The organism is Streptomyces sp. NPDC002057 (assembly GCF_040296665.1).
Classification (GTDB): Bacteria; Actinomycetota; Actinomycetes; order Streptomycetales; family Streptomycetaceae; genus Streptomyces.
In genome coordinates this window covers 30,580-50,081 of sequence record NZ_JBEOXR010000055.1, presented here as the reverse complement: position 1 = coordinate 50,081, position 19,502 = coordinate 30,580, and the positions used below count along the sequence as shown (strand labels likewise).

The window sequence follows — 19,502 nt, the reverse complement described above, 5'->3', positions numbered from 1 at the left end:
GAAGGCCGTGGCATTCGATGAGGAATCTGGGCCGCTTGGACGTGGTCTCCGACGCTCCCGCGTACGCCACGAAGACCCGCTGGATCGCGCCGAAGCTCATCGAGGCCGTCAGCCGCATGGTGCCTGCCGCGGACGTCCGTAGTGTGCACGTCCTGGTGCCCAGCGGACACACCAGGACGGCGGCGGGGAGTCTGGCGGTCGGCGACGATTCGGCGCGGCGGGCCCGTCCGGCCGCGCCGGTGAAGACGAGGGAGACCGCGTCGGTCGGCTACCGCCGCGCCCCCGAAGCGCACCGCGCGGTCGCCGCGCCCCGCCAGGAGGACCCGGCCCTCGCTGCTGTTGTCCTACGGCAGGAGCAGGCTCGCCGGGATCTCACAGCCATCGTCTTCCCTGGCATCGAGCAGAACCAAGAGGGCGCGGCGCCACAGTCGCTCGAAGACATCTGCGCTCAGCAGCGTCAGGCCAACGACGCTGTCCGGATCGCCGCGATCCTGCGGGCCCAAGCCGAGCGCGCTGGACGGCCCTTGCCGACCACCGCTCCTGCTCTGTGTTAGGCCGGGTGAAGATTCGTGGCCTCTTTGACATGACGCCCTCTCCTGCCGTAATGTTTTTCATGTCGGGATGGAGTGGTCGGTACCCACACCTTCCGATGTCGCCAACCCGTCAGTTCAAGGAGAGAGCGTCATGCCCGAGGACATCGAGATCCGCACCTTGAAGCGGATCGCCGCACATGTCAGCGAAATCTGGTCCTGCCACCCCGAGCCCACCCACCTGCTTTTCCAGCTGGACCGCGACAACGAAGCGTGTGCGCTGCGCGCCGTGCGCCGAGTCGGAAGCGGCTACGTCCGCGTGGAGAGGAGCTTCGCCTCGCAGGTCGCCCAAGACGCCTGGATCTTCGACGACCACCTGCCCTGGGACGAACTCGGAGTCGAACTGGAGGTACTCATGGCGGACCGCGAGGGCTGCGCCGCACTGGCGAAGGAGTCGGGCGGCTGGTGGCGCCTCGCGCTCTGCTCCCAGACTCCCGAAGCGGAGATCTACCAGGCCTACGAGGCGCATACGGTGATCGACGGACGCGACCCCGGAGCCGAAGACGCCGGGCGCGGATACGACCTCCTCCAGGCCTACTTGACCGCCGTACACGAGGGACGCACGCCCTCTGTCGTACTCGCCGAACACGTCGGCCACACGGTCACCCTCAACCGCCCCAACGGCGTCGACCGGGTGGAACTCACCGACGGCGACGAGCCGCCCAGCGAAGGAACCGCCGTCGACTGCATCGACTGCCGGACGAACCTGCACGACCAGTGGAGCCAGCCCGGAGACGCCCTCGCGACCGGCGACGCCATCCTCAACGAACTCGACGTGATCGACGCCGTCACCGCCCTCCTGCACCACGCGGACGGATGGCACGCTGCGCAGACCGTCCTGGACCGCGCCCTGCACATCCTGATCCAGGAACAGCAGATGGCCCTTACCCTGCCCGACTTCTACGACAAGGACGCCGACCCGCGCGCCCTGGACACCATCTCCGGAGCCGTTGCCGCCTACTACTCCGCCGCCGCCCGGTTCGGCCTCACCGGCAGTCTGGTCGCACAGCAGTCGCTCACCCGCTTCCGCCAGGAGACCGAGGCACAGCGTCTCGCTTCCCTGCGCATCATGCGCGAGGGCCTGACCGGACAGGCCCCTTGATGGGCGGAGGAAACATAGGTGTGCCCCGAGCTTTGGCTCGGGGCACACCTATGTCTGGGCCACGGCCGAAACGGCCGTTGTGAGGAATGCGTCGGGGGCCAGCGGTCCGACACCCGAAGGCGACGGCGGTACCCACTGGCCCCCACCCGTCAGCATCTCCACAAAACGGAGTGCGACATGTCCGGCAGTCTATCCACAGCACCCATTCCCATGGGCCGCACGCGGCCCCGCAAGACCCCCAGGAGCAAAAAGTGATCCCGCGCGGCCGACCTGCCCTGACCGAAGCCGAGATTGCTGCCGAGCGGAAGGTGCCGCTCAAAACGTGGCAGCGCAACGAGGGCGTGGACCTCCGCGACCGAGTACCGCTGGTCAACGAAGGTGGGCGCCTGCGCCTCTATGACGAGGAGCAGGTCCGCGCGTTCCTCGCGGGCTCGCCCTGGCCCCCTGGATCCGGCCGCGGCGGAACGGAGACGGCTGTCGCCACCGCCAGCGACGGTATGTGGCCCCCCGCGGTTCCGCCGGGCGAGGAGCACCCGGACGATCTGCTCACCGATCAGGAGGCCGCGGCCGTGCTGGGGACGCGGGCCTCCACCGTCCGGGACTACGGAACGGGCGGCTATCTGGCCGTCGTCCAGAGGCACGGTCGCACCTGGTATCGCCGGGCCGCTCTCGAAGCCCGGATCGACGCGGGCGATCAGCGCCATCAGCCTCACCTCACAGGGGCCGGCCGTCCTCAGGGTGCGAAGGACAAGGCGCCCCGGCGCCGACCGGACCCCCGTGTCGCCGAGATCGCCTCCAGACTCTCCGCCGGGGGAGACGCCCGGCCGGCCACGGCCGCCGAGGTTGCTGAGCAGTACGGAATCGGAGAGCGCACCGCGCAGCGCTTGCTCGCTGCCGCCCGTGAACACGAGGCCGACTCGACCTGATTCAGCCGCCGTTGCCGCCTGCACCTCTTTGGGCGGCAACGGCTATGCGTCCTGCCGTTCCGTCCTCCGCGCTGAGGGATCTGTGGGTCCGATGGCGACGCGCCGCCCGGAGTCCACCCTTGATGTCCTTTTTTGCCGTAATGTTTTCCTTGTCGGAAGGGCGGTCGGTACCCGTCCTCCGCACCCGTCAGTCGAACCAATTAGGAGGACTCAGTCATGGACCGCGACGAGAACAACAGCAACCGCGATAACGACCGTGTGATCCCCATCGTCCCCGGTCAGCGCAAGGCCTCCCAGCCGATTAGCCCGAAGACGCTTCCCAACCAGCGCAACCGTCGCGCCCATTAAGGCCAACGCGGATCAGACCATGCGGGCCGCCCTGAGCAGGGGGGCCCGCACTGCTGCGTTCGCGCTCAGGTCATCGGCAGAAGCTCACCCCGGTCAGGAGGCCAACGGTGTACACCGGGGGTGGCTCTTGTTGTCCTGCAAGCCCGGCCGACTCTGCGACAGGGGCGGGACGCGTCAGCAGGCCAGCTGATGCGGGCCCCTCTACACGGAGTCGAGGCCGTTGGGCTTGTTCCCGGATACGGAAACGCCTTGGGTCGGTAGCTCCTCAGCCCCGAGGGGGCTTGCGGTGCCCCGACGGGGCGGCCGGCCACCGCTGGCGGCTGCGGGCCAGAGGTGGACTGGGAGATAGATGCGTGGCTGAGGTCGGAGGTGGTGCAGGTGGCCACTGCGGGTATCCCCTCAACCAGCCGAGCGTCGGGGCTCACTTTCGGTGGTGGCGGTTCGAACGGGACCAGCCTTGATGCTCCGTTCGCCACATCGTTGACGACCCAGGGATAGAGATCGAGTGGTCAGGTAACCCATCCGGGTGGATCCGCTGGGTGAGGGCTCGTGCTTTTGGTGACGCCGCACTCCTGGGTGGGCGTGATGGGTTAGCCCAGTGAAGCGTGCTGCTCATTGGTGGCTGAGGCTTCGACGTCTGCTGCCACCGTGTGGGTGGCTCTTGTAAAGAAGAGCGCACCCTTTGCATAGTCCCTGACCTGCACTTTCTCTAAATGATCATGCTCCGGGGGGCACATTTCAAGTCCTTAAATGTTAACGACCCCAGCACATTCGCCCGCAAAAGTTCGGCTCAGTCGAACATGCGACTTCAGGCTCGTGTCGTCGCTCGCTTGCAGGTCAGGAAGTTGTCCACAGGCTCCACCCGGAGCTGCTCCCTCCACGGAATGTGCCGCCATGTCAACACTGGAAGTTCGGCTTAGCCGAACAACTGACGCATCTCGGCAACAAGACTTCGGCTGAGCCGAACATTCAAGGGGCGTGTGCTCGGAATCCAGGTCCTCGGTGTGGCGAATCGTCAAAAGTACGGCTGAGCCGAACTTCGGGATAGTGTCGGACCGCCTGAACAACAAGGAGGTCCAGTGACATCTGACTCGCCGTCGCGCCAGCCGCGCCGGCCACGAGCCCTACCCTCGCCGACGGCACCTCAGGGCGCCGTATTCAACGACCTCCTGAGCCTCCTCGGCGAACAACTCGGACAGCAGGCCCAGGCCGCTGACCCGAAGAGTGGTCACCGCAAGGTCAAGAGCGTCACCGTCGAGTACGGCACAGACGCCCGGAGTGCACACGACTTCGCTGGCCCCTCCGGCTACAGCCTCGCGAGCAACTGGTTCACGCAGCTCATGGCGCAGCTCCTCGTCGCCAAACGCGTCACGGTGAGTCAGGTGTGCGTGTTCCTGTTCGTGGCAGGCGGCCAGACCCCGGGCACAGGCCTCGCCGAGTACACGCAACAGGAGATCACCGACGGGCTGAACGAACTCGCGGCCAAGATCCCTGACTCCAAGAGGATTACCCGCCCCACCGTCAACAGGGCCGTACGCCGCCTCTGCGACCTCCGGTGGCTTGAGCAGGCAGGCAACGGGCGACTCCGGCTGAACGTGACCCTATGGTTCCGAGGCGGGAGCGCGGCGCAGCACGACGTCCTCGCAGAAATCAGGGCCAGCCAGCCTGAGGAAGCGGACCCGTTGACACTCTTCCCCAACCAGATCGGCCCCGACCTCGTCCACCAGGAAGAGCTCGACCTCGGCCTCGACGACAGCGAGGTGCCCATGGAGACACGAGGGAAGCGGCGTACAGGATGATCAACAGGAACAGCCGAATGACGGCCCGATACGGAGGAGAACCCTGATGTCCCTTCCCGTGATGTCACCGCTCGTCTCCACGCGCATCTGGGCGCTGCCGATCGGCGGCGCCCCGGTGAAGTTCCTCCAGTTCCTTGTGTTCCGGAGTGAACCCGGCGGGGCACTTCCCAGCCAGCGAACGATGGCAACCGAGTACGGGGTCGCCCCCTCGACGGTGAGCGCTCTCCTGGAACCGCTCTTCGAGCTGAACATCGTGCTCCGCTCGAAGGCCGAGGAAGGCCGCGGCGGCAACCGCTACAAGCTGCACCCGCTGGCCGCCACGTACGACAGCATCGACTCGATGACGGCCGCCTTCGCCCAGGCCTTGGAAGACATGAGGGCGGGTCGCCTTGCCACGCTGAACCTCCCTGAGTACCGAGCGGTGCCCCCTGTCGAAGGGCGCCCGGAGCTCCGCATCGCGTGAACGAACGGCAGAGGCCCCCCGCCACGGCGGGGGGCCTCTGTGCCTGAACAACAAGTTGAGCCCAGTGTACCGCTCGCTTTTGGTCTCAGCGCGAGGGAAACAGGCCTGCCGATGTCCAGCAGGGCCCCGCCGGCGTCGTAGAGCCGGTAGACCGCAGCTGGCTGCTCGTAGTCCATCCTCGAATGTTCTCGGACCGCGCTGACGGCGGCCGCCCGGTGTGGCGCACCCTTCCCGAAAATTCGCTGGCCTCACGGCGGGGTTTTGATGAAAATGGATGCCATGTCGGAAATACAGGTAAGCACCTTCCGCAGCGCCACCGGCACCAGCCTCACGGTGGCCATCCCCCAGTCTGTCCTCGACCAGCTGGTCGACCCCAAGAGAACGGGGTCCTACAAGGTTCACGTGACCGAACGGCCAACTCCGGCCGGCTCCGATCCTGTCGGCATCGACCAGATCACCATCGACGTCTTCCCGGACAGCGACGAGTAGCACCCCTCAACGCGCGGCGGCCCCCGGATACCTCCGGCGGGGCCGCCGCGCGTCGTTGGACTGCCCGTGGGCCGGAGGAGAGACGTGAGAGTGCTGATCGCCAGCAAACGGTGCCCTCGGTCTCGGCGCGAAGTTGGGCGGCGAGGGCCCGGGGCCTCCTCCGCCTGGGCCGCGGCTTAGGGGTGGCCTCCCTCGATAGCGATGTGGCCGAGCAGCGCCGCCTTGCGCTCCGTCAGCCGGAGGCGGGTCGCTGGGTCTGGGCCCTTGAAATCTAGTCGCCGGAGATGCGGGCGACAGCCAGCACATAGCCGTTGCTGTGCCGTTCGCCGAAAGTTCTTGTCGCCGGGATGTCACACTCGGGCCCGCTCGTTGCTTTAAGACCCAGACGCGGGCGACGGCTCCGCGAGGGTCGAGGGGTAGGTCGTGGATCCGACGTTGGTGACGGTGATTGTGACGGGGGTGTTCTCACTCCTGGGGCTCAGCACGCGGCTGGCGTTTAAGGCCGTTCGGGAACGGGCTGAGGTGCGGCGTGCGGAGCTCGCTCAGCAGGGCCTTTCAGAGCGGGTGCGGCTGCTCCCGCCGGGCAGCCGGCTTTCGGAGCGGTCTTCCGGGCAGGCCGTCGAGATCCTGGTCGGCGGCGCTGACCACAGCGGGGAGAGGTGATCGTGACCGAGACTCCTACCCCGATCAGCACCCAGGTGGTGCATGGGGATCGGTGTCCTGAGGAGCGCGAGCGTTCTCAGGATCCGGATGCGTTCGATGCTCTGTACATCAACGAGATGCGCCCGGTGACCTACTTCCTGATGAACCTCGGGGCCAGCGCCTATGAGGCGGCTGATGCGGCGCATGAGGCGTTCTTGACGTTGCTTCCGGACAGGTGGCGGAAGGTGGAGCACCCCCGGGCGTGGCTCCGCACGGTTGCGTACCGGAAGTATCTGCGTCAGGTCGGGGCGCGGAACGATCCCCTGGACGCCGTACCAGACCGGCCCGGTGGTACGTGCCCGGTGGACCTGGTGCTGCTCTCTGAGGAGCAGTCGAGGGTTCTTGGGGCTCTCAGGCAGCTGCCGCCGGCCGAGCGGGAGGCGATGGCCTGGAAGCTGGACGGCTTCACCCATGAGGAGACGGCCCGGGTGCTCGGGAAGAGCCCAGTGGCGGTGCGGCAGGCGTACGTGCGTGGCAGGAAGCGGCTGATCGCCCTTCTGGGGCTGGCGAGGGAGGCGGAGTCGGGTGAGTGACCTGTACGAGGAGTTCGACGCGGATGCCGAGGAGGCGCTCGACGCGCTTCTGGCCCGGCATCAGAGCAGCTTCGGCGCGACGGTTGGACCCGCTCTGGACGTGCCGGCCGGGCTGCGCAGGGCGGCCAAGCGCAAGGGCTCCCTCGTCGAGTACGTGGTCGACCTCCGTGCCGCTCAGAACATCGCAGAGGGAAGGTGTGCCGTCTGGGTTGCCGACAACCACGTCACCGGGCCGGCCGCTGAGAGTTCGTCCTTGAACAACGTCCTGGACTCTGTCCGGCACGAGCACAACGAGCTGCGGGCATTCGAGCATCAGCTTGTCGTACGGTCTGCCACGGGCGGGTTGGAGACGGATGCGCTGCCTGTCCGAGCCGCCGTTTCCGGTGCACGGAGCGAGCTCGACCGAATCCTGCTGCTGCTCTCGGACGGAGAGGTCACTAAGGAGTCCGCCAGGGCCGAGTTCACGCCTGTGCTCAGGGTTCTTGAGGGGCAGCTCCGGACTCCGCGGTACGTGGCAGGCTTTGAGCTGGGGAACGAGCTTTCGGACTGGGCCCTTTGGATCAACGACTGCCTCAACACTCGGATTAAGGGCCTGATGGCCGTCAGAGAGCAGGTTGTGAGGCTCTTCGAGGACTCAGACGCTTGTGCCTTCCAGTTCAGCTGATCCGGGCGCACGGCGCGGAAGCGCGTAAAGCGCCGCCCTGGCCGGGCGGGGGAGGTTTTCCGTTTCACGTGAGCGAGTTGTGTCCCCTGACGGCTGTCCGCGCCGGTACCGTTGACGGCCGTTCACTCGCATCTCAGGGGAAGCCCATGACTGACGTCGTCCCGGCCGTGTCCACCAGCAGCATCGAGATGGCTCTCGACCGGATCCGTGGTCGCCTCACCGAATCTGGGCTTGGCCACTCCACCGCCGAGCTCGGGACGGTGACGACGATTCTGTTGATGACGTACCGGCAGGCAATCGCTGAGACCCTTTTCGCTGAACAGATGAACACCACTGGATTCCAGCTCCGTGACGTCGACCGGCTTCTCGACGACACGTTCGGCGACATCGTCGGTGCCGGGGATCTAGAGCGCGCAAAGCGTTTCAACGCGCTCCGTGCCGCCGTCGCCACTCTGGACGCGGGCGCCCGCACCCTCATGTCACTCGGCGAGCAGGTCGAGACGAGTGCCACTCCGGGCAACGCCGTCGTGGGCGGCATCCTCGACGAGCCCTCGATCTGATAGGGCCGCCTCGCAGGAAGCGCCCGTCCCTCAGGTTGAGGGCGGGCGCTCAGCTCCACCCGAACGTAGAACGGCACAGAAGGTCGAGAACGTCCGCCGCTACTTCAAGCTGTCCGCCGAGGCGATCACCAAGGTGACCACCCTGCTCGCGCCGGGCGACGCCCGCCGCTGAGCTGGCCGCCGGTTTGGCGGGGCTGCTACTCCCGGTCCTCGGCGCGCTCACGGGCCTCGACCACGTCGGGGTGGCCTTCGCCGAGGAGCTCGCCGGCCAGCCTTGCGATGTAGTCCCACTGGTTGGCGACGGTGTTCTTCGAGAACACGGTCTTCTCCATGCGTTCGGCCTTCTGGTACTCGTCGGCGAGGTGCAGGTAGGCGTTGCCCGCCTTCCTGAGCGCCTGGACCCGCGGGCTAGGTGGCGGATCGGCCTCCGCCCTCGCGGCCTTCTCCCACAGGTCGAGGAAGCGTCTGGTGGTCTCGTCCAAGTCCATCTTGCGGCCGGTGGGTGCGAGCTCCACGAGCAGGGCGATCAGCCGCTGCATCGTCGCGGAGTCCGGCAGCCGAGGCTCTGAGAGCACGTAGCTCATCGTGCTCGTGCTCAGATAGCCGGACTCCTTCGGGGTCCCTGAGGTCATGGAGATCTTGGAAAGGCTGGGACGTCCCACCGACATGTGCAGGTCGTGGAGGCCGTAGATGAGACTCCTTAGCGGCCCCACGTCGATCTGAGGCTTCTTCAGAATGCCCGGCCGCCCCATGACTTCACTCCCCAATCAATGTCCAGAACTGTCCAGGACTGTACAGGGCTGCCGGACCGGCGGCCGACCCTGCGAGACCGGTGTCCGGGGGCTGGAGGTGCCCAGCCAGTACCGGCTCGGGGGCCCACGACGAGGTAGAGGGTCCTTGTCAGGGCACCCGCCGGGTGCCGGAGGAGGAGGTTGATCCCGTGTATGACCTGATGCTTGTCGCAGCTCATGGGCTTGTTGCCGAGCTTCCCGCGGACCTTGTCGCGGCTGCCGTGATCGGGATGGTTGGGGCCCTTTCGCGGGCGTGGCGCCGGCGCGCGTCCAAGTCGGAGTGACCTGCGGTGTGCTGCCGGTCCCAGCCCGGCAGCACACCGCATCCTTGCCAGCCCGCTAACGGGCTTCGAGCGCGTCGTCGACGGCCCGGGTCGTGCGGCGTTCTGCTGCGATTCCTCCGTTTGCCGCCCGGTGATCGGATCTCGGCGACCGTGGAGGACCGGGCTGCGTCACTGCCTGAGCAGGACGTGAAGAATGGTCGTCACGGCGATCCCGACGAGGAGTGCGCCGCCGACGGTGGGGTGCCGGAACGCCGTGTAGGAGGCGAATCCTCCGGCGAGGAGCACGAAGGCCACGCGCAGGTCCAGCCCGTTGTTGCCGTGGTTCATCGGGCGCCCGCCTTCGGAGTGGAGGGCTGCTTGGCCAGCCGCTTTGCCTTCCGGCGGACGTGCTGACCCATGACGGCCGGTTCTGGATGTCCGGCGGCCATGGCGGCTTCGGGCCAGTTCGTGACTCCGCGGAGGCTGCGGCACAGGAACACTTCCCGCTCGTCGGTGGTCAGGGCTTCCATGATGGAGATCAGACGCTGGTCCTCGAAGCCCTCGAAGGGGAGGTCGTCGGCCGGCTGCTCGGACAGTACGTCGTACAGCGTCATCCCCTCGCCGAGCGGGGTGTCGAGCAGTCGCACCTTCTGCCTGTTGGTCTCGTGGGCCCAGATCGGCTTGTGCTGATTGTTGAGGACCTTGGCCTCGGCCAGGAACAGTTTCAGGGCGTCGGGGGTGAGTCGGCCGTCGTCGTAGAGCGGGTCGGCCCAGTTGCCGAGTAGCGCGTCGGAGATCGGCTCGTTCCACCCGCTCCACCGCTTCAACGTGTCGGTGGTGTAGGCGTGGACCGCGGCCTTGTCCCCGGTGATGGCGGCTTCGCGGGCGTTCAGCGCCCGGACCACGTCGGGCACCGGGATGCCTACGGCCTGGAAGCCGGACTCGATCGTCTGGTTCGCCGGGTGGTCGGGCCTGAGCACCGCCATGCCATCGGTGGTGGTGATCATCGTCCTGGGGGTGCCACGGTCGAACGGTTCGGGCAGATCGAACCTGCCGTCGAGATCGAGGGCCACGCTTCCGTCCCCGTGAAGGGTCACCAGCTCGCCTCCGCTCCATTCGGCCGGGAACAAGGCCATGACCGTCCCCACCGTGTTCGAGTCCCAGTTGAACTCGGTGACCCTCTCTGCCAGGTGCATGTCGACGGAGTCGTCGTCCTCGACCATGTAGTAGCTGGGGGTCTGGTCATCGGTGGTCAAGGGGGTACCTCCTGGAGCCGCTGGAAAAGTCTTCTCCCCTTAAGGGCCCAGGCGAGCCCGATCCGACAACGCCGCCGCAGATTCCTGTGTGAGCTGCGTCACTTGAATTGCTCGACGGCGTACGGGAAGCGCCCGTCCCTCGTGGCCGAGGGCGGGCGCTTTCCCGTGTGTTGGTGTTCCGATGGTCAGCCGACGGTCTGGCGGACTCATTCGCGGCTGCGGCCGGCGCGGTGGGCGATGGCGACCTGGGGCATCTGCATGCGAGCGGCGCTGGTTACGACGCGGGCGAGCCGGTCCTTGGCGTTGTTGATGGCGGTCTGGTCGCTGGCGGCGGCGGCCAGGTGCCGCTTCTTCTCGGCCTCGAAGTGCCGGATGTCGGCGGCGATCTGCTCGATGAGGTCGCCGGTTGCCTGCCACTGGCTGTCGGTGCCGGCGGAGGAGGTGGCGGTGGGGGCCGCCCTGGGCGGAGGGCTGGTCCCAGACGAGGACCTGGAGGAGGGGGACTGGCTCGGTCCCGTCGCCGAGGAGGGCGCGAACCGCCCGACCCTCCCGGCCGGCTCCGGCTCGCTCGTCGGCTCGGTCCCCGTCCGGCCGGCGGTGGAGGTGCGGACCGGCCCCGGCGGCACCACGAGCAGGGTCCGCACACAGCGGGGGCGGCCGACGCACCATCGCGGCCCGGTGCTCGCCATCGACCTGGGCACCGTGCTCGGACCGGAGGCCCGGGCACGCTGGCCGACTACGCGGCCGCACTCGCCGTGCGGCTGCACCCGGCGGAGACCATCGCCGTCTACACCTCGACCATCGCCGAGCGGCTCGCCGCCGTCGGCACGACGGTGCCCGAATCCGAGCGGGCCCTGATCCGGACGATCGTCTCCCAGCGCGCGCAGGAAGAAGCACGGGACGACGGCGGCCAGGGCGACGTGTTCCAGGCCACCGAGTGCACCCGTGAGGACCAGGCCGCGATGCTGGCCACCCTCGACCGCAGCACGGTGGAGGGCATCCGGGACGCCTTCGTGCTCTGCGTGGACTGGTATATGGCGGGCCGGGCCTCGGAGCGGGCGAGCCTCAACCTCCGAGACGTCACAGAGGAATCGATCCGGCTGGAGGATTCGGGCACGGGCGAGCTCGTCGAACTCGCCGTGCTGGTGATCACCCTGCGGCTGAGCAAGACCAACGCGTACGGCAAGACGGTGGACACGGTCCGGATCGCGGCGCAGGACGACGGCACGTGTCCGGTGGCCGCCTACCGGGCTTGGGCGGCGGTCCTCGCCAGGGCCGGGGTGACGTCAGGTCCGCTGCTGCGGCGGGTCAAGAGCGGGGCGCTGACCAGGCGGGCCGTCCGCCGAAGGACCCGCCCCGGCGGGCGGGATCGGCGACCGGACAATCTGCAACATCATCGCGGGCGCCGCGCGAGCGGCCGACCTCACCCGGCCGCTCGACGCCGCGGAACGGGCGGTCATGTCGACGGCAGCCGAGCGGGGATCTCGCCGCCCTGGTCCTCACCGACGCGGGGCGGGAGGCACTCAAGGTGCGCCGCCGGCTCGCACGGCGTGCGCTGCGCCGGTCGCGGCCCCGGTACTCGGGGCACTCGATGCGGCGGGGCAAGGTCCGCTCCGACCAGCGTTCCGGCGCCCCCCGTCACGTCATCGAGCGTCAGAACCGTTACGTGCCTGGCTCCAAGGCGCTCGCGCGGTATCTGGACGACATCGTGGCGTGGGATGAGACCCGACCCTTCCTGCCCGGTTCCGTTTCGTAAGGCCGCTCGATGCCTCGCGGGCGCGGTCGTGACTGGGCCAACCCCTGACCCGCGAGTGAGGGGCCGCGTACTCTGGCTGGGACAGGAACGGCCGCTCGGGGAGGTTGCAGTGACGGCACGTGAGTCTTGGACGGTGGACCGGCTGCATCACGCTTTGCCGCACTCGGCGTCGAGGCAGCAGCTCCTCGCAGATGTCCACCTGACCCCTGTCGACGAGCTGCCCGCCGTCCTCGACCGGTGGGCAGCGGCCGCCGAGACGCTCCAGGCCGCTGCCGGACGGATCGCAGCCGCCCGGGCCACCCAGTCCGCGCCCGCGGAGGACTCGGCCGCCGACCGCACGGCGGACGTCCTGCGCGACGCCGGTCACCGCGGTGACCGTGCGCCGGGCCGGGGCGCCGCGTGACCTACCGGCTCAGCTTCCCGGCCGACGTCTTCGACGTCTACAAGCAACTGCCCGACCGGGCGCGTCAGGACCTCGCGGTCTGTCTCGTCGACGCGCAGGAGGATCCGCTCGGGCACTCCGAGCCGTATGGCGAGGATGACGGCATCATCCGTACCGTGGCGCGCGGTCACGTCACGGCTGTGATCATGGTCGGCGCCGCCACGAGCACCCTGACGGTCCTGGCCGTCGCCTACGCAGGAGAATGAGGCCCGGCCGCGCGGCCGGGCCTCACGTTCTGGCCGGTCAGCGGCCGTAGGTACTGCGGCAGAGGTCGGCCGCGCCCATCGGTGCGTTGATCCGGCCCGCTTCGCGGCAGAGCTGACGCATGTCGGGCTGCCCGGCGGCTGGCTGCTGCCGACGAACAGCGGGCCGTTGCTGCTTCTTCGAAGTCTGGGCCTTCGGGGCCGTCCTCCTGGTGGACGTCTTAACCGGCTTGGTCTTCTTCCTCGTCCCCGCCCCCGTCGTGGTGGGCGGGCGCTTTCGTGGCTGCGTGCCGCGCTCGGGGAAGTCCACCGACGCATCGCCCCTGGCGTTCCTCCCTGGGCCCGGCCGTTCCGCGGGGGTGACGTCATGGGTGACGCCACCCCTCTGCACGGGTACGGCGCCTGGCCGGGGGCCGGTGACGGTGAGTTCCTCGCGGGGTGCGGGCTGGGTGGGCTCGGGCCATGTCGGGAGCGGGGCCGGCGGGCGGTCGGCGGCGGGTGCGAGTCCGGCGGGCCGTCCAGACGAGGCGGGGGCCGGGTCGTGGGGGACGGCCATGCAGCCGCTGGTGAGGAGTGCGGCCAGGAGGAGGGTCGTCGTGTGGCGGGGGTGCATGGTGGCCACGCTGCCGGACTGGGTCTGGTCCCCGTGGGCGGCGCGGCACGGGTCCACCGTGACGAGTGACCGGGTGCCTGGTGGTGGACATGGCCGTGCCCCCGAAACAGGGGGGGATGTTCGGGGGCACGGTGCGAGGCGGGCGCGGGGAGCGCGAATTGACCAGTCGGCTCGGGCCAGCCTCGCAGTTCAGGGTACGGGTGCTATGCCAGTTTGGGGGTGGAATCGCCCGTCAGAACGCGAAGACTGCGCCGGTCTGGGCGTTGGCCTGGCAGGGGTTGCCGTAGGTGCGGGTCCAGTCGACGGACCGGCCCTGGTAGGTGCCGCGCGCGGACAGGGTGACGGGGGAGTGCTCGGCGGTGCAGCGGGCGCCGGGCTGGCCGGGCAGGCGGTCGAAGTCGCCGTCGGCGGCGTCGAGTGCGGCGCAGGCCTCCGCCCGGTGGGGGTGGGCGGGCCGGTCGGTGGCGGGGCAGTCGAGCCAGACGAAGCCGATGGTGTCGACGCCGTCCTCGATCCGCTCGGCGGTGAGCTGGAGGCGGGTGGTCTCGGCGGTGGGGGCGGCGGCGGTCGCGGTGGGCGCGAGAGCGGCGGCGAGGAGCGTGGCGGCGAGCACAGAGACGATCTTGTTCATGATCGGATCAACGGGTGCGGGTGCGGCCGGTCACGTCGCTCGATGGAGTCACGCCTCCGGGCGGGGCCACTGGTGTGACCGGTGAAGGGGGGACGAACCTGATCGCGGCGGCATACGGCGCGGCGGGACTCCATGGTCAACGGACGCGGGTGGCTGTGACGACCTGGTGCCGGGTGGTCCCCTCAAGGACTTCCACGACGAGCTCGGCGGTGGTCGTGGTGTACGTGTCTCCTGCGGTTGTCGTGGCCGGCGGACCGGGGGCGACGGCCGTCAGGTACGCGGCCGCGTCCTGGGCGAGTGCGGCAGGCAGCCGCTGGGTGAGGACGGTGCGGCCGTCGGCGAGCCGGACGGCGAGCGTACGCGGCTGCGCGGACGCGCCGGTGTAGCCGACGACGTCGGCCTCGGATGTATCCGCGTGTCTCACTTTTTGCCAGATCCGGCCCGCTCTGTAGGTGCTCGCGGCCCGTTTGCAGACGATTCCCTCGATCCCCTGCGCGCGCAGGGCCTCGTACCAGACGAGTGCGGTCTCGTAGTCGTCGGTAGCGGGCACGGCCTGGATCGGCGGGCCGATTTCAGAGAGGAGGTCCAGGAGCAGCCTGCGGCGCTCGGTGTACCGGCGGGCGCGTACGTCGCCGTGGTCGGGGTGGGTGAGGACGTCCCACACGGCGTAGGACGCGGGGAGGCGGGCGGCCAGCACGCGGGACCTGTCGACGCTGCTCGCGGCGCGGGCCTGGACGGCGCCGAAGTCGATTCGGCCGTCTTGCCAGATGACGGCCTCGCCGTCGAGCATGGTCCCGGGCGGCAGCGCCCTGCCGGCGAGAGCGAGGTCCATCCAGGGGGTGGTGACCATCCGCCCGGACCGGGCGAACAGCCGGACGCTGTCGGCCGTGCGGACCATGAGCATCCGGTGACCGTCGAACTTGGGCTCGTACCACCACGTCCCCTGCCTGCCCTGGGGCAGGCGGGGCACGGCCTCTGCGAGTGCGAGGGGTACGGGCGGCTCCACGCGGCCAGGATCAGGCAGGCCCGGCCGGGGCGGCGCGGTGGCTGAGCCACGCGGCCGAACCGTCACTCCGTCCGTGGCCGGGCGACGCCGATGGCGCTGTCGATGATCGCGCAGACGGCCGTGAGGTCCCCGCCCTCGATCACCGTGCCCGGGTCGTTCGCGAGGCTCTTCGGGATGCCCTGGACGCAGTGGACCACGGCGAACAGAGCGATTCGCTGTTCAGCGGAGAGGGGCTCCATCTCGGCGATGCCGTAGATGAGTCCGTCGAGCCGGGTGCGCGCCGACTCCGAGACGCCCCCGTGCCCGCGCCGGTCGATGTCGTCGCAGTCGGCGGGGTTCAAGCTGGTCATCGCTTCCTCGACCGCGTCGGCCAGCGGGGCGCAGATCCAGGCCTCGGCCGGAAGGGGAAGGGCCCGGATCCATTCCGCGGCCCGCCGGCCGACGGCCGCTGCTTCGGCGAGCGCCTCGGTCTCTCCTCGCCAGTGCTCACGTTCCTCCGGCTCGTCACCCGCGGGTTCGGCTCGGACGAAGAACGGCGTCTCTACCGGGTCGGGCTCGGGCCCCTGTTCGGCAGCGGACGGCAGGTAGTGAAGAGTCATGACCGGTCAACGACCCTGGAGCCGTCAGGAGTCGCCACTCCCACGGGCGATGTCAGCCCCTCGTGGCAGGGTGGCAGAGCCTGGCGGCGCCGATCCTTGAAGCCGATGCCGCCGCCAGGCACTCACCCCAACGCTACGGAGGACACCGTGGAGAGCTACCGGCTGACGTGGACGCAGGCTGGACGCGAGGAGCGGCAGGTCTCCGCCGTCAGCTACAGCGCGGCCGCGGCCGAGACCTTCAAGGAACGCAAGAAGCGCACCGCCGCCGAGACCGGTGTCAGTGACATCGAGATCGTGGCGGTGAAACCCGGCGTGTCCTGTGTAGGTGGACCCTGCGAGTTCCGGGTCAAGGCTGCGAGGGACGTTGCGTAGTCCGCCGGAACCTTGCGAAACGTCTGATCCTGAGCGACCTCAGCCGAAGGTACCGTCAGCTCGGGCGACGAAGCGTTCGCAGCCGTCGTGCTCGAAACGCACCTGTCCGTCGAACGGCGATCCGGCGCGGGCGCACGCTCCCCAGTCCAGGCCCAGCTCGCCGCTCAGCGCTACCCAGAATTTGCATCCGCCGCACTGCTCGTCGAACCACTCATCCCGGTAGCCGGGATCCCCGGTGGAACGGTTGAGCAGCCGCGACCAGCGCCCGTGAGCATCGTCGCCGTCTCCACCCTTGCCGTCTGCCCGCAGCCCGCCTGGCTCCATCTGCTCCCCGCCCTCCCGTCGAATTCGCAAGGTCAATCTGCACGGAGTCCGCACCGAGCCGCCAGCTGATTCCTGCGAGCCGCAGGCCACCGGCTCATCGGGTCGCAGGCATCACCTGCACAGGACACGGCGAGTAGCCTGCGGGGGCCGCTGGCAGCGGCGCGAGGCCAGCGCCGGCCGGCTGCGGGGAGCCGGGGCGATGTGTCCCTCGTCGGGGTGATCGCGACAGCTGGACCGTGACACTGCCCCGGGGGTGGGGTTGGCCGGGCATGCGAATGATGATCTCCGGCGTGGCCGTGGCTGCCGCACTCATGGCTGGCTCTGTTCCCGCGCTCGCGACCGCTCCGACCAGCTCCCCGGACCGGTCCGTGACCGAACTCAACTCCTGCGGGTACGACGTCGCGGGCACCTTGGTGAACCTGCGGTCGGGGCCTGGGGCCCAGCACGCTTCCCTCGGGCATCTGCACAGGGCGGACTTGGTCATCGTCGACAGGAAGACGCGCGGCTGGTACCGGGTGACGACCGGCGGGCGGTCCCGCTCCGGCGTCCCCGGCGGCACTGCGGGATGGGTCGCCGAGCGGTATCTCCAGCCCTCGGTCTGCATGCAGCTCGACTGTCGGGTCGGCCGGCTCCCGGCAAGCGGGCACCACCCGGAATACCGCACACTTCGAATTACGCTCCCCGCCAGCTGGCGCCAGCGCCTGGACCGCGGCCCGGCGTGAGGCGTACGCGAACCAGGGCGCGGTCGTGAGTCTCGTCGCCGTGACCGGCCGTTCGAACCGTTCGAAGAGCAACAGGGACCCGCAAGACTGGATGCCGCCCCTCCCCGACGCGCACTGCCGGTACATCTCCGAGTGGGTCGCCACCACGCTCCGCTGGGGCCTCACCGTCGACCAGGGCGAGGCCGACGCCCTGACGGTGTACGCCGAGGCCTGCAAGAGCACCGTCGTCCACTACACCCCACCCCGTAACTACCTCCGGAACGCATTGCGCCCCCGCACCCGGGATCAGTGGGTGCAGGGGCGCACAGGAAGTGGGTCAACGACCAGTCGGCCCAGCCTCCCTACGGCTCACCGTGGCGGCCTGACGGGGCGCCACCGGCTGCCGGCCCCTCGCTGGCGGTTCCGCCAGCCGGACGAGTGACGGAGCGGCAGCGTGGGTGACGGCCTTGCGGTCAGTCCGCCTCGACGTAGGTGACGATGAGGATGCTGCCGAGCGCGGTGGCGTAGAAGATCACGCGTACGCCCTCGTGCTGGTAGTCGCGCAGTGCCGACGCGGTCGCGTGCTGCTTCACTGCTCCCGGGTCCGCCGCGATGACGTTGAGGGTGCCGTCCAAGGCTGCGGTCTGCGCGGTGGAGAGCAGACGGACCTGTGTCTCGGCCGGCTCGATGAAGACGATGCGGGGACGGCGTCCGCGGTTGTGCTTAGGCAACGTCGCTGGCCTCGTCCCGCTCGGGCAGGCCCTTCTCCGCCCGGATGTCGTCCCAGTCCCGGCACCGGTCGAGGTCGATCCCCTCAGCCGCCAGGTTCTCAAGGACGTACGCGAGCGCCGGGTTGCCGGGGAACTCGGCGCGGGCGGCGTCGCGGAGCTCGCGCTGCTCGGCGTCGTCGAATGTCAGGTGCGCCATGGGGGTCCTCCGGCAGTCAGGTGACGAACCGAGGCTAGCGCAGCGGCCCGTCACCCCGCTCCTGGTCGGCCAGGTCAGCGTTTGATGCGTCCGCGGATGGCGAGGACGGCGAGGGCGAGGAGGGCGGGTTCGAGGATGCGGGAGGTCATCTCGATGTAGGTGCCGGCGGTGGTGAGGTCCTGGCCGCTGGAGCGGAAGACGACGGAGTTCAGGGTGACGCTGAGGGCCTTGTCGAAGCGTTTGGTGGTGAACCGGTCCTTCACGGGGTTCTTCGGGTCCTGCTTGTCGATGGTGAAGGTGACTTTCCCGCCGCTGGTCGGGACGGTGCCGGTGGCTTCCTGTTTCAGGGAGGAGGCGGGCAGGCCGAAAGCCATCAGAAGCAGGATTGTGGTGAGCATGGCGGCGGCGAGCCAGCCCAGCGCGCGGGAGGCCCGCAGGCCGTAGCCGGAGAGCGCCCAGTACGCCCACAGCAGGCGGCGTTCGGTCTTGGGGGTGCCGGTGCGGTCGTGGCGGCGCATCTCGCACTCGCCGTAGTAGAAGTCCGCCGCGCCAGGTTCGTTCTTGCCGTCCTCGAACGCTTTGCGGAGCTGCCGGTAGAGGGCGGCGACGTCGTCAGGGTCGGGGGTGCGGGCAGGGTCGGGGTGGTGCGGGCCCGTACGCCACCGACGGGGCTCGGGCACGGCGCCCGCGGGTGCGGAGGGCTGTCCGGCGCTCTGCGCGCGCCAGTGGTGTTCCTCCGCGAGTGTGCGTCGGCGGGTCCAGCGGATCGGGGCTATGCCGCGGCGGTGGAAGCCGGTGGGGGTGGGGGCGAGGGTGGTGCGGCCTTCCAGGCGGAGCTGGTCGAGGTGGAAGGCGCCAGAGAACAGACAGTCGGACAGGTCGGTGTCGGTCAGCACCAGGTGCGCGGCGTCCACGCCCTGCACCGACGTCACCCGCACCCGGTCGGGACCGGTCAGCAGGCTCTCGTCCACGGTGCCGGTGGTGGTGGCGGTGGTGAAGGGGGCGGGGTGGTCGGTGACTGCGACTGGGGCCGCCAGCACCGCGTAGCCGAGATCCACCTCGGCCCGCCGCACCCTTACCGTCGCCGTCGACTCGAACCGCGTCCGCACACACGACACTGCGCTTGCCGCGATCTCCAGCGTCACCGGCGCCCCGAACACGACACCCGACAGATCCACCGTCCCCCCACACACAAAAGGCCCGCACCAAGCAGCCTCCAAGAACTGCGCCCCGCCGAACACGGCGTCGCCGGTGAACTGCGCCCTGCCGAACGCGGCGGTACCGGTGAACTGCGCCCCGCTGAACCAGGCGTCGCCGGAAAACTGCGCCCCGACGAAACCGGCGGTACCGGTGAACTGCGCCCTGCCGAACGCGGCGGTACCGGTGAACTGCGCCCCGCTGAACCAGGCGTCGCCGGAAAACTGCGCCCCGACGAAACCGGC

28 protein-coding genes and 1 pseudogene are annotated in these 19,502 nt (G+C 69.3%); 16 read left to right on the top strand and 13 right to left on the bottom strand.

Translation table 11 applies throughout. The features are described 5' to 3' along the window. Positions 1-35 precede the first annotated feature (35 nt). From ABT129_RS31410 to ABT129_RS31360, 11 genes are all read left to right on the top strand, one after another. Positions 36-554, top strand: a complete 519-nt coding sequence (locus ABT129_RS31410; protein ID WP_351908379.1) for a hypothetical protein — start codon at positions 36-38, stop codon at positions 552-554. Positions 555-684: 130 nt separating this feature from the next. Beyond that, a complete protein-coding gene (locus tag ABT129_RS31405; protein ID WP_351908377.1) occupies positions 685-1,692 on the top strand; it encodes a hypothetical protein in 1,008 nt (335 codons plus the stop codon). 251 nt (positions 1,693-1,943) lie between these two features. Next, positions 1,944-2,618, top strand: a complete 675-nt coding sequence (locus ABT129_RS31400) for a DNA-binding protein (RefSeq protein WP_351908375.1) — start codon at positions 1,944-1,946, stop codon at positions 2,616-2,618. A 216-nt stretch (positions 2,619-2,834) separates the two neighbouring features. Continuing rightward, positions 2,835-2,966, top strand: a complete 132-nt coding sequence (locus ABT129_RS31395; protein WP_351908373.1) for a hypothetical protein — start codon at positions 2,835-2,837, stop codon at positions 2,964-2,966. 1,079 nt (positions 2,967-4,045) lie between these two features. Beyond that, on the top strand, positions 4,046-4,765 hold the full coding sequence (locus tag ABT129_RS31390; protein WP_351908371.1) for a hypothetical protein: 720 nt from the start codon (positions 4,046-4,048) through the stop codon (positions 4,763-4,765). A gap of 46 nt (positions 4,766-4,811) precedes the next feature. Continuing rightward, complete coding sequence (locus ABT129_RS31385) at positions 4,812-5,228, top strand: GntR family transcriptional regulator (RefSeq protein WP_351908369.1); 417 nt, start codon at positions 4,812-4,814, stop codon at positions 5,226-5,228. A 279-nt stretch (positions 5,229-5,507) separates the two neighbouring features. Next, on the top strand, positions 5,508-5,717 hold the full coding sequence (locus ABT129_RS31380; RefSeq protein ID WP_351908367.1) for a hypothetical protein: 210 nt from the start codon (positions 5,508-5,510) through the stop codon (positions 5,715-5,717). A gap of 423 nt (positions 5,718-6,140) precedes the next feature. Continuing rightward, the gene (locus ABT129_RS31375; RefSeq protein WP_351908365.1) at positions 6,141-6,380 is read left to right on the top strand and encodes a hypothetical protein; all 240 of its coding nucleotides are present in this window, start codon (positions 6,141-6,143) and stop codon (positions 6,378-6,380) included. A gap of 2 nt (positions 6,381-6,382) precedes the next feature. Further along, positions 6,383-6,952 (top strand): RNA polymerase sigma factor, encoded by a 570-nt coding sequence (locus ABT129_RS31370; RefSeq protein ID WP_351908363.1) that lies wholly within the window; start codon positions 6,383-6,385, stop codon positions 6,950-6,952. After that, the gene (locus ABT129_RS31365; RefSeq protein ID WP_351908361.1) at positions 6,945-7,616 is read left to right on the top strand and encodes a hypothetical protein; all 672 of its coding nucleotides are present in this window, start codon (positions 6,945-6,947) and stop codon (positions 7,614-7,616) included. The genes ABT129_RS31370 and ABT129_RS31365 overlap by 8 nt, the downstream gene beginning before the upstream one ends. A 146-nt stretch (positions 7,617-7,762) precedes the next feature. Next, positions 7,763-8,176, top strand: coding sequence for a hypothetical protein (locus ABT129_RS31360; RefSeq protein ID WP_351908359.1), 414 nt, complete (start codon positions 7,763-7,765; stop codon positions 8,174-8,176). Positions 8,177-8,373: 197 nt separating this feature from the next. Here ABT129_RS31360 and ABT129_RS31350 read toward each other — a convergent pair whose 3' ends face one another. From ABT129_RS31350 to ABT129_RS31330, 5 genes are all read right to left on the bottom strand, one after another. After that, a complete protein-coding gene (locus tag ABT129_RS31350) occupies positions 8,374-8,808 on the bottom strand; it encodes a hypothetical protein (protein WP_351908357.1) in 435 nt (144 codons plus the stop codon). A 611-nt stretch (positions 8,809-9,419) separates the two neighbouring features. Next, on the bottom strand, positions 9,420-9,578 hold the full coding sequence (locus ABT129_RS31345; RefSeq protein ID WP_351908355.1) for a hypothetical protein: 159 nt from the start codon (positions 9,576-9,578) through the stop codon (positions 9,420-9,422). Then, entirely contained in the window at positions 9,575-10,486 is a 912-nt protein-coding gene (locus ABT129_RS31340) for a hypothetical protein (protein ID WP_351908353.1), read from the bottom strand. Before ABT129_RS31340 ends, ABT129_RS31345 begins: the two co-directional genes overlap by 4 nt. Positions 10,487-10,692: 206 nt before the next feature. After that, on the bottom strand, positions 10,693-11,175 hold the full coding sequence (locus ABT129_RS31335) for a hypothetical protein (RefSeq protein WP_351908351.1): 483 nt from the start codon (positions 11,173-11,175) through the stop codon (positions 10,693-10,695). 98 nt (positions 11,176-11,273) lie between these two features. Continuing rightward, positions 11,274-11,486 (bottom strand): hypothetical protein, encoded by a 213-nt coding sequence (locus ABT129_RS31330; protein WP_351908349.1) that lies wholly within the window; start codon positions 11,484-11,486, stop codon positions 11,274-11,276. Between the two features lie 889 nt (positions 11,487-12,375). Here ABT129_RS31330 and ABT129_RS31325 point away from each other — a divergent pair. Both ABT129_RS31325 and ABT129_RS31320 read left to right on the top strand, forming a co-directional pair. Next, a complete protein-coding gene (locus ABT129_RS31325; RefSeq protein WP_351908347.1) occupies positions 12,376-12,645 on the top strand; it encodes a hypothetical protein in 270 nt (89 codons plus the stop codon). Further along, the gene (locus ABT129_RS31320; protein WP_351908345.1) at positions 12,642-12,890 is read left to right on the top strand and encodes a hypothetical protein; all 249 of its coding nucleotides are present in this window, start codon (positions 12,642-12,644) and stop codon (positions 12,888-12,890) included. Before ABT129_RS31325 ends, ABT129_RS31320 begins: the two co-directional genes overlap by 4 nt. A gap of 37 nt (positions 12,891-12,927) precedes the next feature. On the opposite strand, the gene ABT129_RS31315 is transcribed toward ABT129_RS31320, so the two are convergent. The 4 genes from ABT129_RS31315 to ABT129_RS31300 all read right to left on the bottom strand — a co-directional run bounded on the left by ABT129_RS31315 (position 12,928) and on the right by ABT129_RS31300 (position 15,736). Further along, positions 12,928-13,500 (bottom strand): hypothetical protein, encoded by a 573-nt coding sequence (locus ABT129_RS31315; RefSeq protein ID WP_351908343.1) that lies wholly within the window; start codon positions 13,498-13,500, stop codon positions 12,928-12,930. Between the two features lie 232 nt (positions 13,501-13,732). Next, entirely contained in the window at positions 13,733-14,131 is a 399-nt protein-coding gene (locus tag ABT129_RS31310) for an SSI family serine proteinase inhibitor (protein ID WP_351908341.1), read from the bottom strand. Positions 14,132-14,267: 136 nt separating this feature from the next. Then, positions 14,268-15,137 (bottom strand): ATP-dependent DNA ligase, encoded by an 870-nt coding sequence (locus tag ABT129_RS31305; protein ID WP_351908339.1) that lies wholly within the window; start codon positions 15,135-15,137, stop codon positions 14,268-14,270. Positions 15,138-15,199: 62 nt separating this feature from the next. After that, positions 15,200-15,736, bottom strand: coding sequence for a hypothetical protein (locus ABT129_RS31300; RefSeq protein ID WP_351908337.1), 537 nt, complete (start codon positions 15,734-15,736; stop codon positions 15,200-15,202). Positions 15,737-15,883: 147 nt separating this feature from the next. Between ABT129_RS31300 and ABT129_RS31295 the strand changes: the two genes are divergently transcribed. Beyond that, the gene (locus tag ABT129_RS31295; RefSeq protein WP_351908335.1) at positions 15,884-16,108 is read left to right on the top strand and encodes a DUF8636 domain-containing protein; all 225 of its coding nucleotides are present in this window, start codon (positions 15,884-15,886) and stop codon (positions 16,106-16,108) included. A gap of 39 nt (positions 16,109-16,147) precedes the next feature. On the opposite strand, the gene ABT129_RS31290 is transcribed toward ABT129_RS31295, so the two are convergent. Next, entirely contained in the window at positions 16,148-16,432 is a 285-nt protein-coding gene (locus ABT129_RS31290; RefSeq protein ID WP_351908334.1) for a DUF3027 domain-containing protein, read from the bottom strand. 269 nt (positions 16,433-16,701) lie between these two features. On the opposite strand from ABT129_RS31290, the gene ABT129_RS31285 reads away from it, so the two are divergent. After that, a complete protein-coding gene (locus ABT129_RS31285) occupies positions 16,702-17,154 on the top strand; it encodes an SH3 domain-containing protein (protein WP_351908332.1) in 453 nt (150 codons plus the stop codon). After that, a pseudogene (locus ABT129_RS31280) lies at positions 17,120-17,395 on the top strand (HNH endonuclease); the annotation flags it as partial. The gene ABT129_RS31285 and the pseudogene ABT129_RS31280, both read left to right, overlap by 35 nt. 211 nt (positions 17,396-17,606) lie before the next feature. On the opposite strand, the gene ABT129_RS31275 reads toward ABT129_RS31280, so the two are convergent. The 3 genes from ABT129_RS31275 to ABT129_RS31265 all read right to left on the bottom strand — a co-directional run. Continuing rightward, a complete protein-coding gene (locus ABT129_RS31275; protein WP_351908330.1) occupies positions 17,607-17,864 on the bottom strand; it encodes a hypothetical protein in 258 nt (85 codons plus the stop codon). Then, positions 17,857-18,060, bottom strand: coding sequence for a hypothetical protein (locus tag ABT129_RS31270; protein WP_351908328.1), 204 nt, complete (start codon positions 18,058-18,060; stop codon positions 17,857-17,859). Before ABT129_RS31270 ends, ABT129_RS31275 begins: the two co-directional genes overlap by 8 nt. 74 nt (positions 18,061-18,134) lie before the next feature. Then, positions 18,135-19,502: pentapeptide repeat-containing protein (locus tag ABT129_RS31265; RefSeq protein ID WP_351908326.1), on the bottom strand; the 1,368-nt coding region annotated here is incomplete at its 5' end.

Bases quoted from the DNA above. Each gene is read 5' to 3' on its own strand.
- ABT129_RS31405 (WP_351908377.1), top strand. From the start codon at position 685: ATGCCCGAGGACATCGAGATCCGCACCTTGAAGCGGATCGCCGCACAT.
- ABT129_RS31395 (WP_351908373.1), top strand. From the start codon at position 2,835: ATGGACCGCGACGAGAACAACAGCAACCGCGATAACGACCGTGTGATC.
- ABT129_RS31385 (WP_351908369.1), top strand. From the start codon at position 4,812: ATGTCCCTTCCCGTGATGTCACCGCTCGTCTCCACGCGCATCTGGGCG.
- ABT129_RS31380 (WP_351908367.1), top strand. From the start codon at position 5,508: ATGTCGGAAATACAGGTAAGCACCTTCCGCAGCGCCACCGGCACCAGC.
- ABT129_RS31360 (WP_351908359.1), top strand. From the start codon at position 7,763: ATGACTGACGTCGTCCCGGCCGTGTCCACCAGCAGCATCGAGATGGCT.
- ABT129_RS31350 (WP_351908357.1), bottom strand. From the start codon at position 8,808: ATGACCTCAGGGACCCCGAAGGAGTCCGGCTATCTGAGCACGAGCACG.
- ABT129_RS31345 (WP_351908355.1), bottom strand. From the start codon at position 9,578: ATGAACCACGGCAACAACGGGCTGGACCTGCGCGTGGCCTTCGTGCTC.
- ABT129_RS31335 (WP_351908351.1), bottom strand. From the start codon at position 11,175: ATGGCGAGCACCGGGCCGCGATGGTGCGTCGGCCGCCCCCGCTGTGTG.
- ABT129_RS31330 (WP_351908349.1), bottom strand. From the start codon at position 11,486: ATGCCCTCCACCGTGCTGCGGTCGAGGGTGGCCAGCATCGCGGCCTGG.
- ABT129_RS31315 (WP_351908343.1), bottom strand. From the start codon at position 13,500: ATGCACCCCCGCCACACGACGACCCTCCTCCTGGCCGCACTCCTCACC.
- ABT129_RS31310 (WP_351908341.1), bottom strand. From the start codon at position 14,131: ATGAACAAGATCGTCTCTGTGCTCGCCGCCACGCTCCTCGCCGCCGCT.
- ABT129_RS31300 (WP_351908337.1), bottom strand. From the start codon at position 15,736: ATGACTCTTCACTACCTGCCGTCCGCTGCCGAACAGGGGCCCGAGCCC.
- ABT129_RS31290 (WP_351908334.1), bottom strand. From the start codon at position 16,432: ATGGAGCCAGGCGGGCTGCGGGCAGACGGCAAGGGTGGAGACGGCGAC.
- ABT129_RS31285 (WP_351908332.1), top strand. From the start codon at position 16,702: ATGCGAATGATGATCTCCGGCGTGGCCGTGGCTGCCGCACTCATGGCT.
- ABT129_RS31270 (WP_351908328.1), bottom strand. From the start codon at position 18,060: ATGGCGCACCTGACATTCGACGACGCCGAGCAGCGCGAGCTCCGCGAC.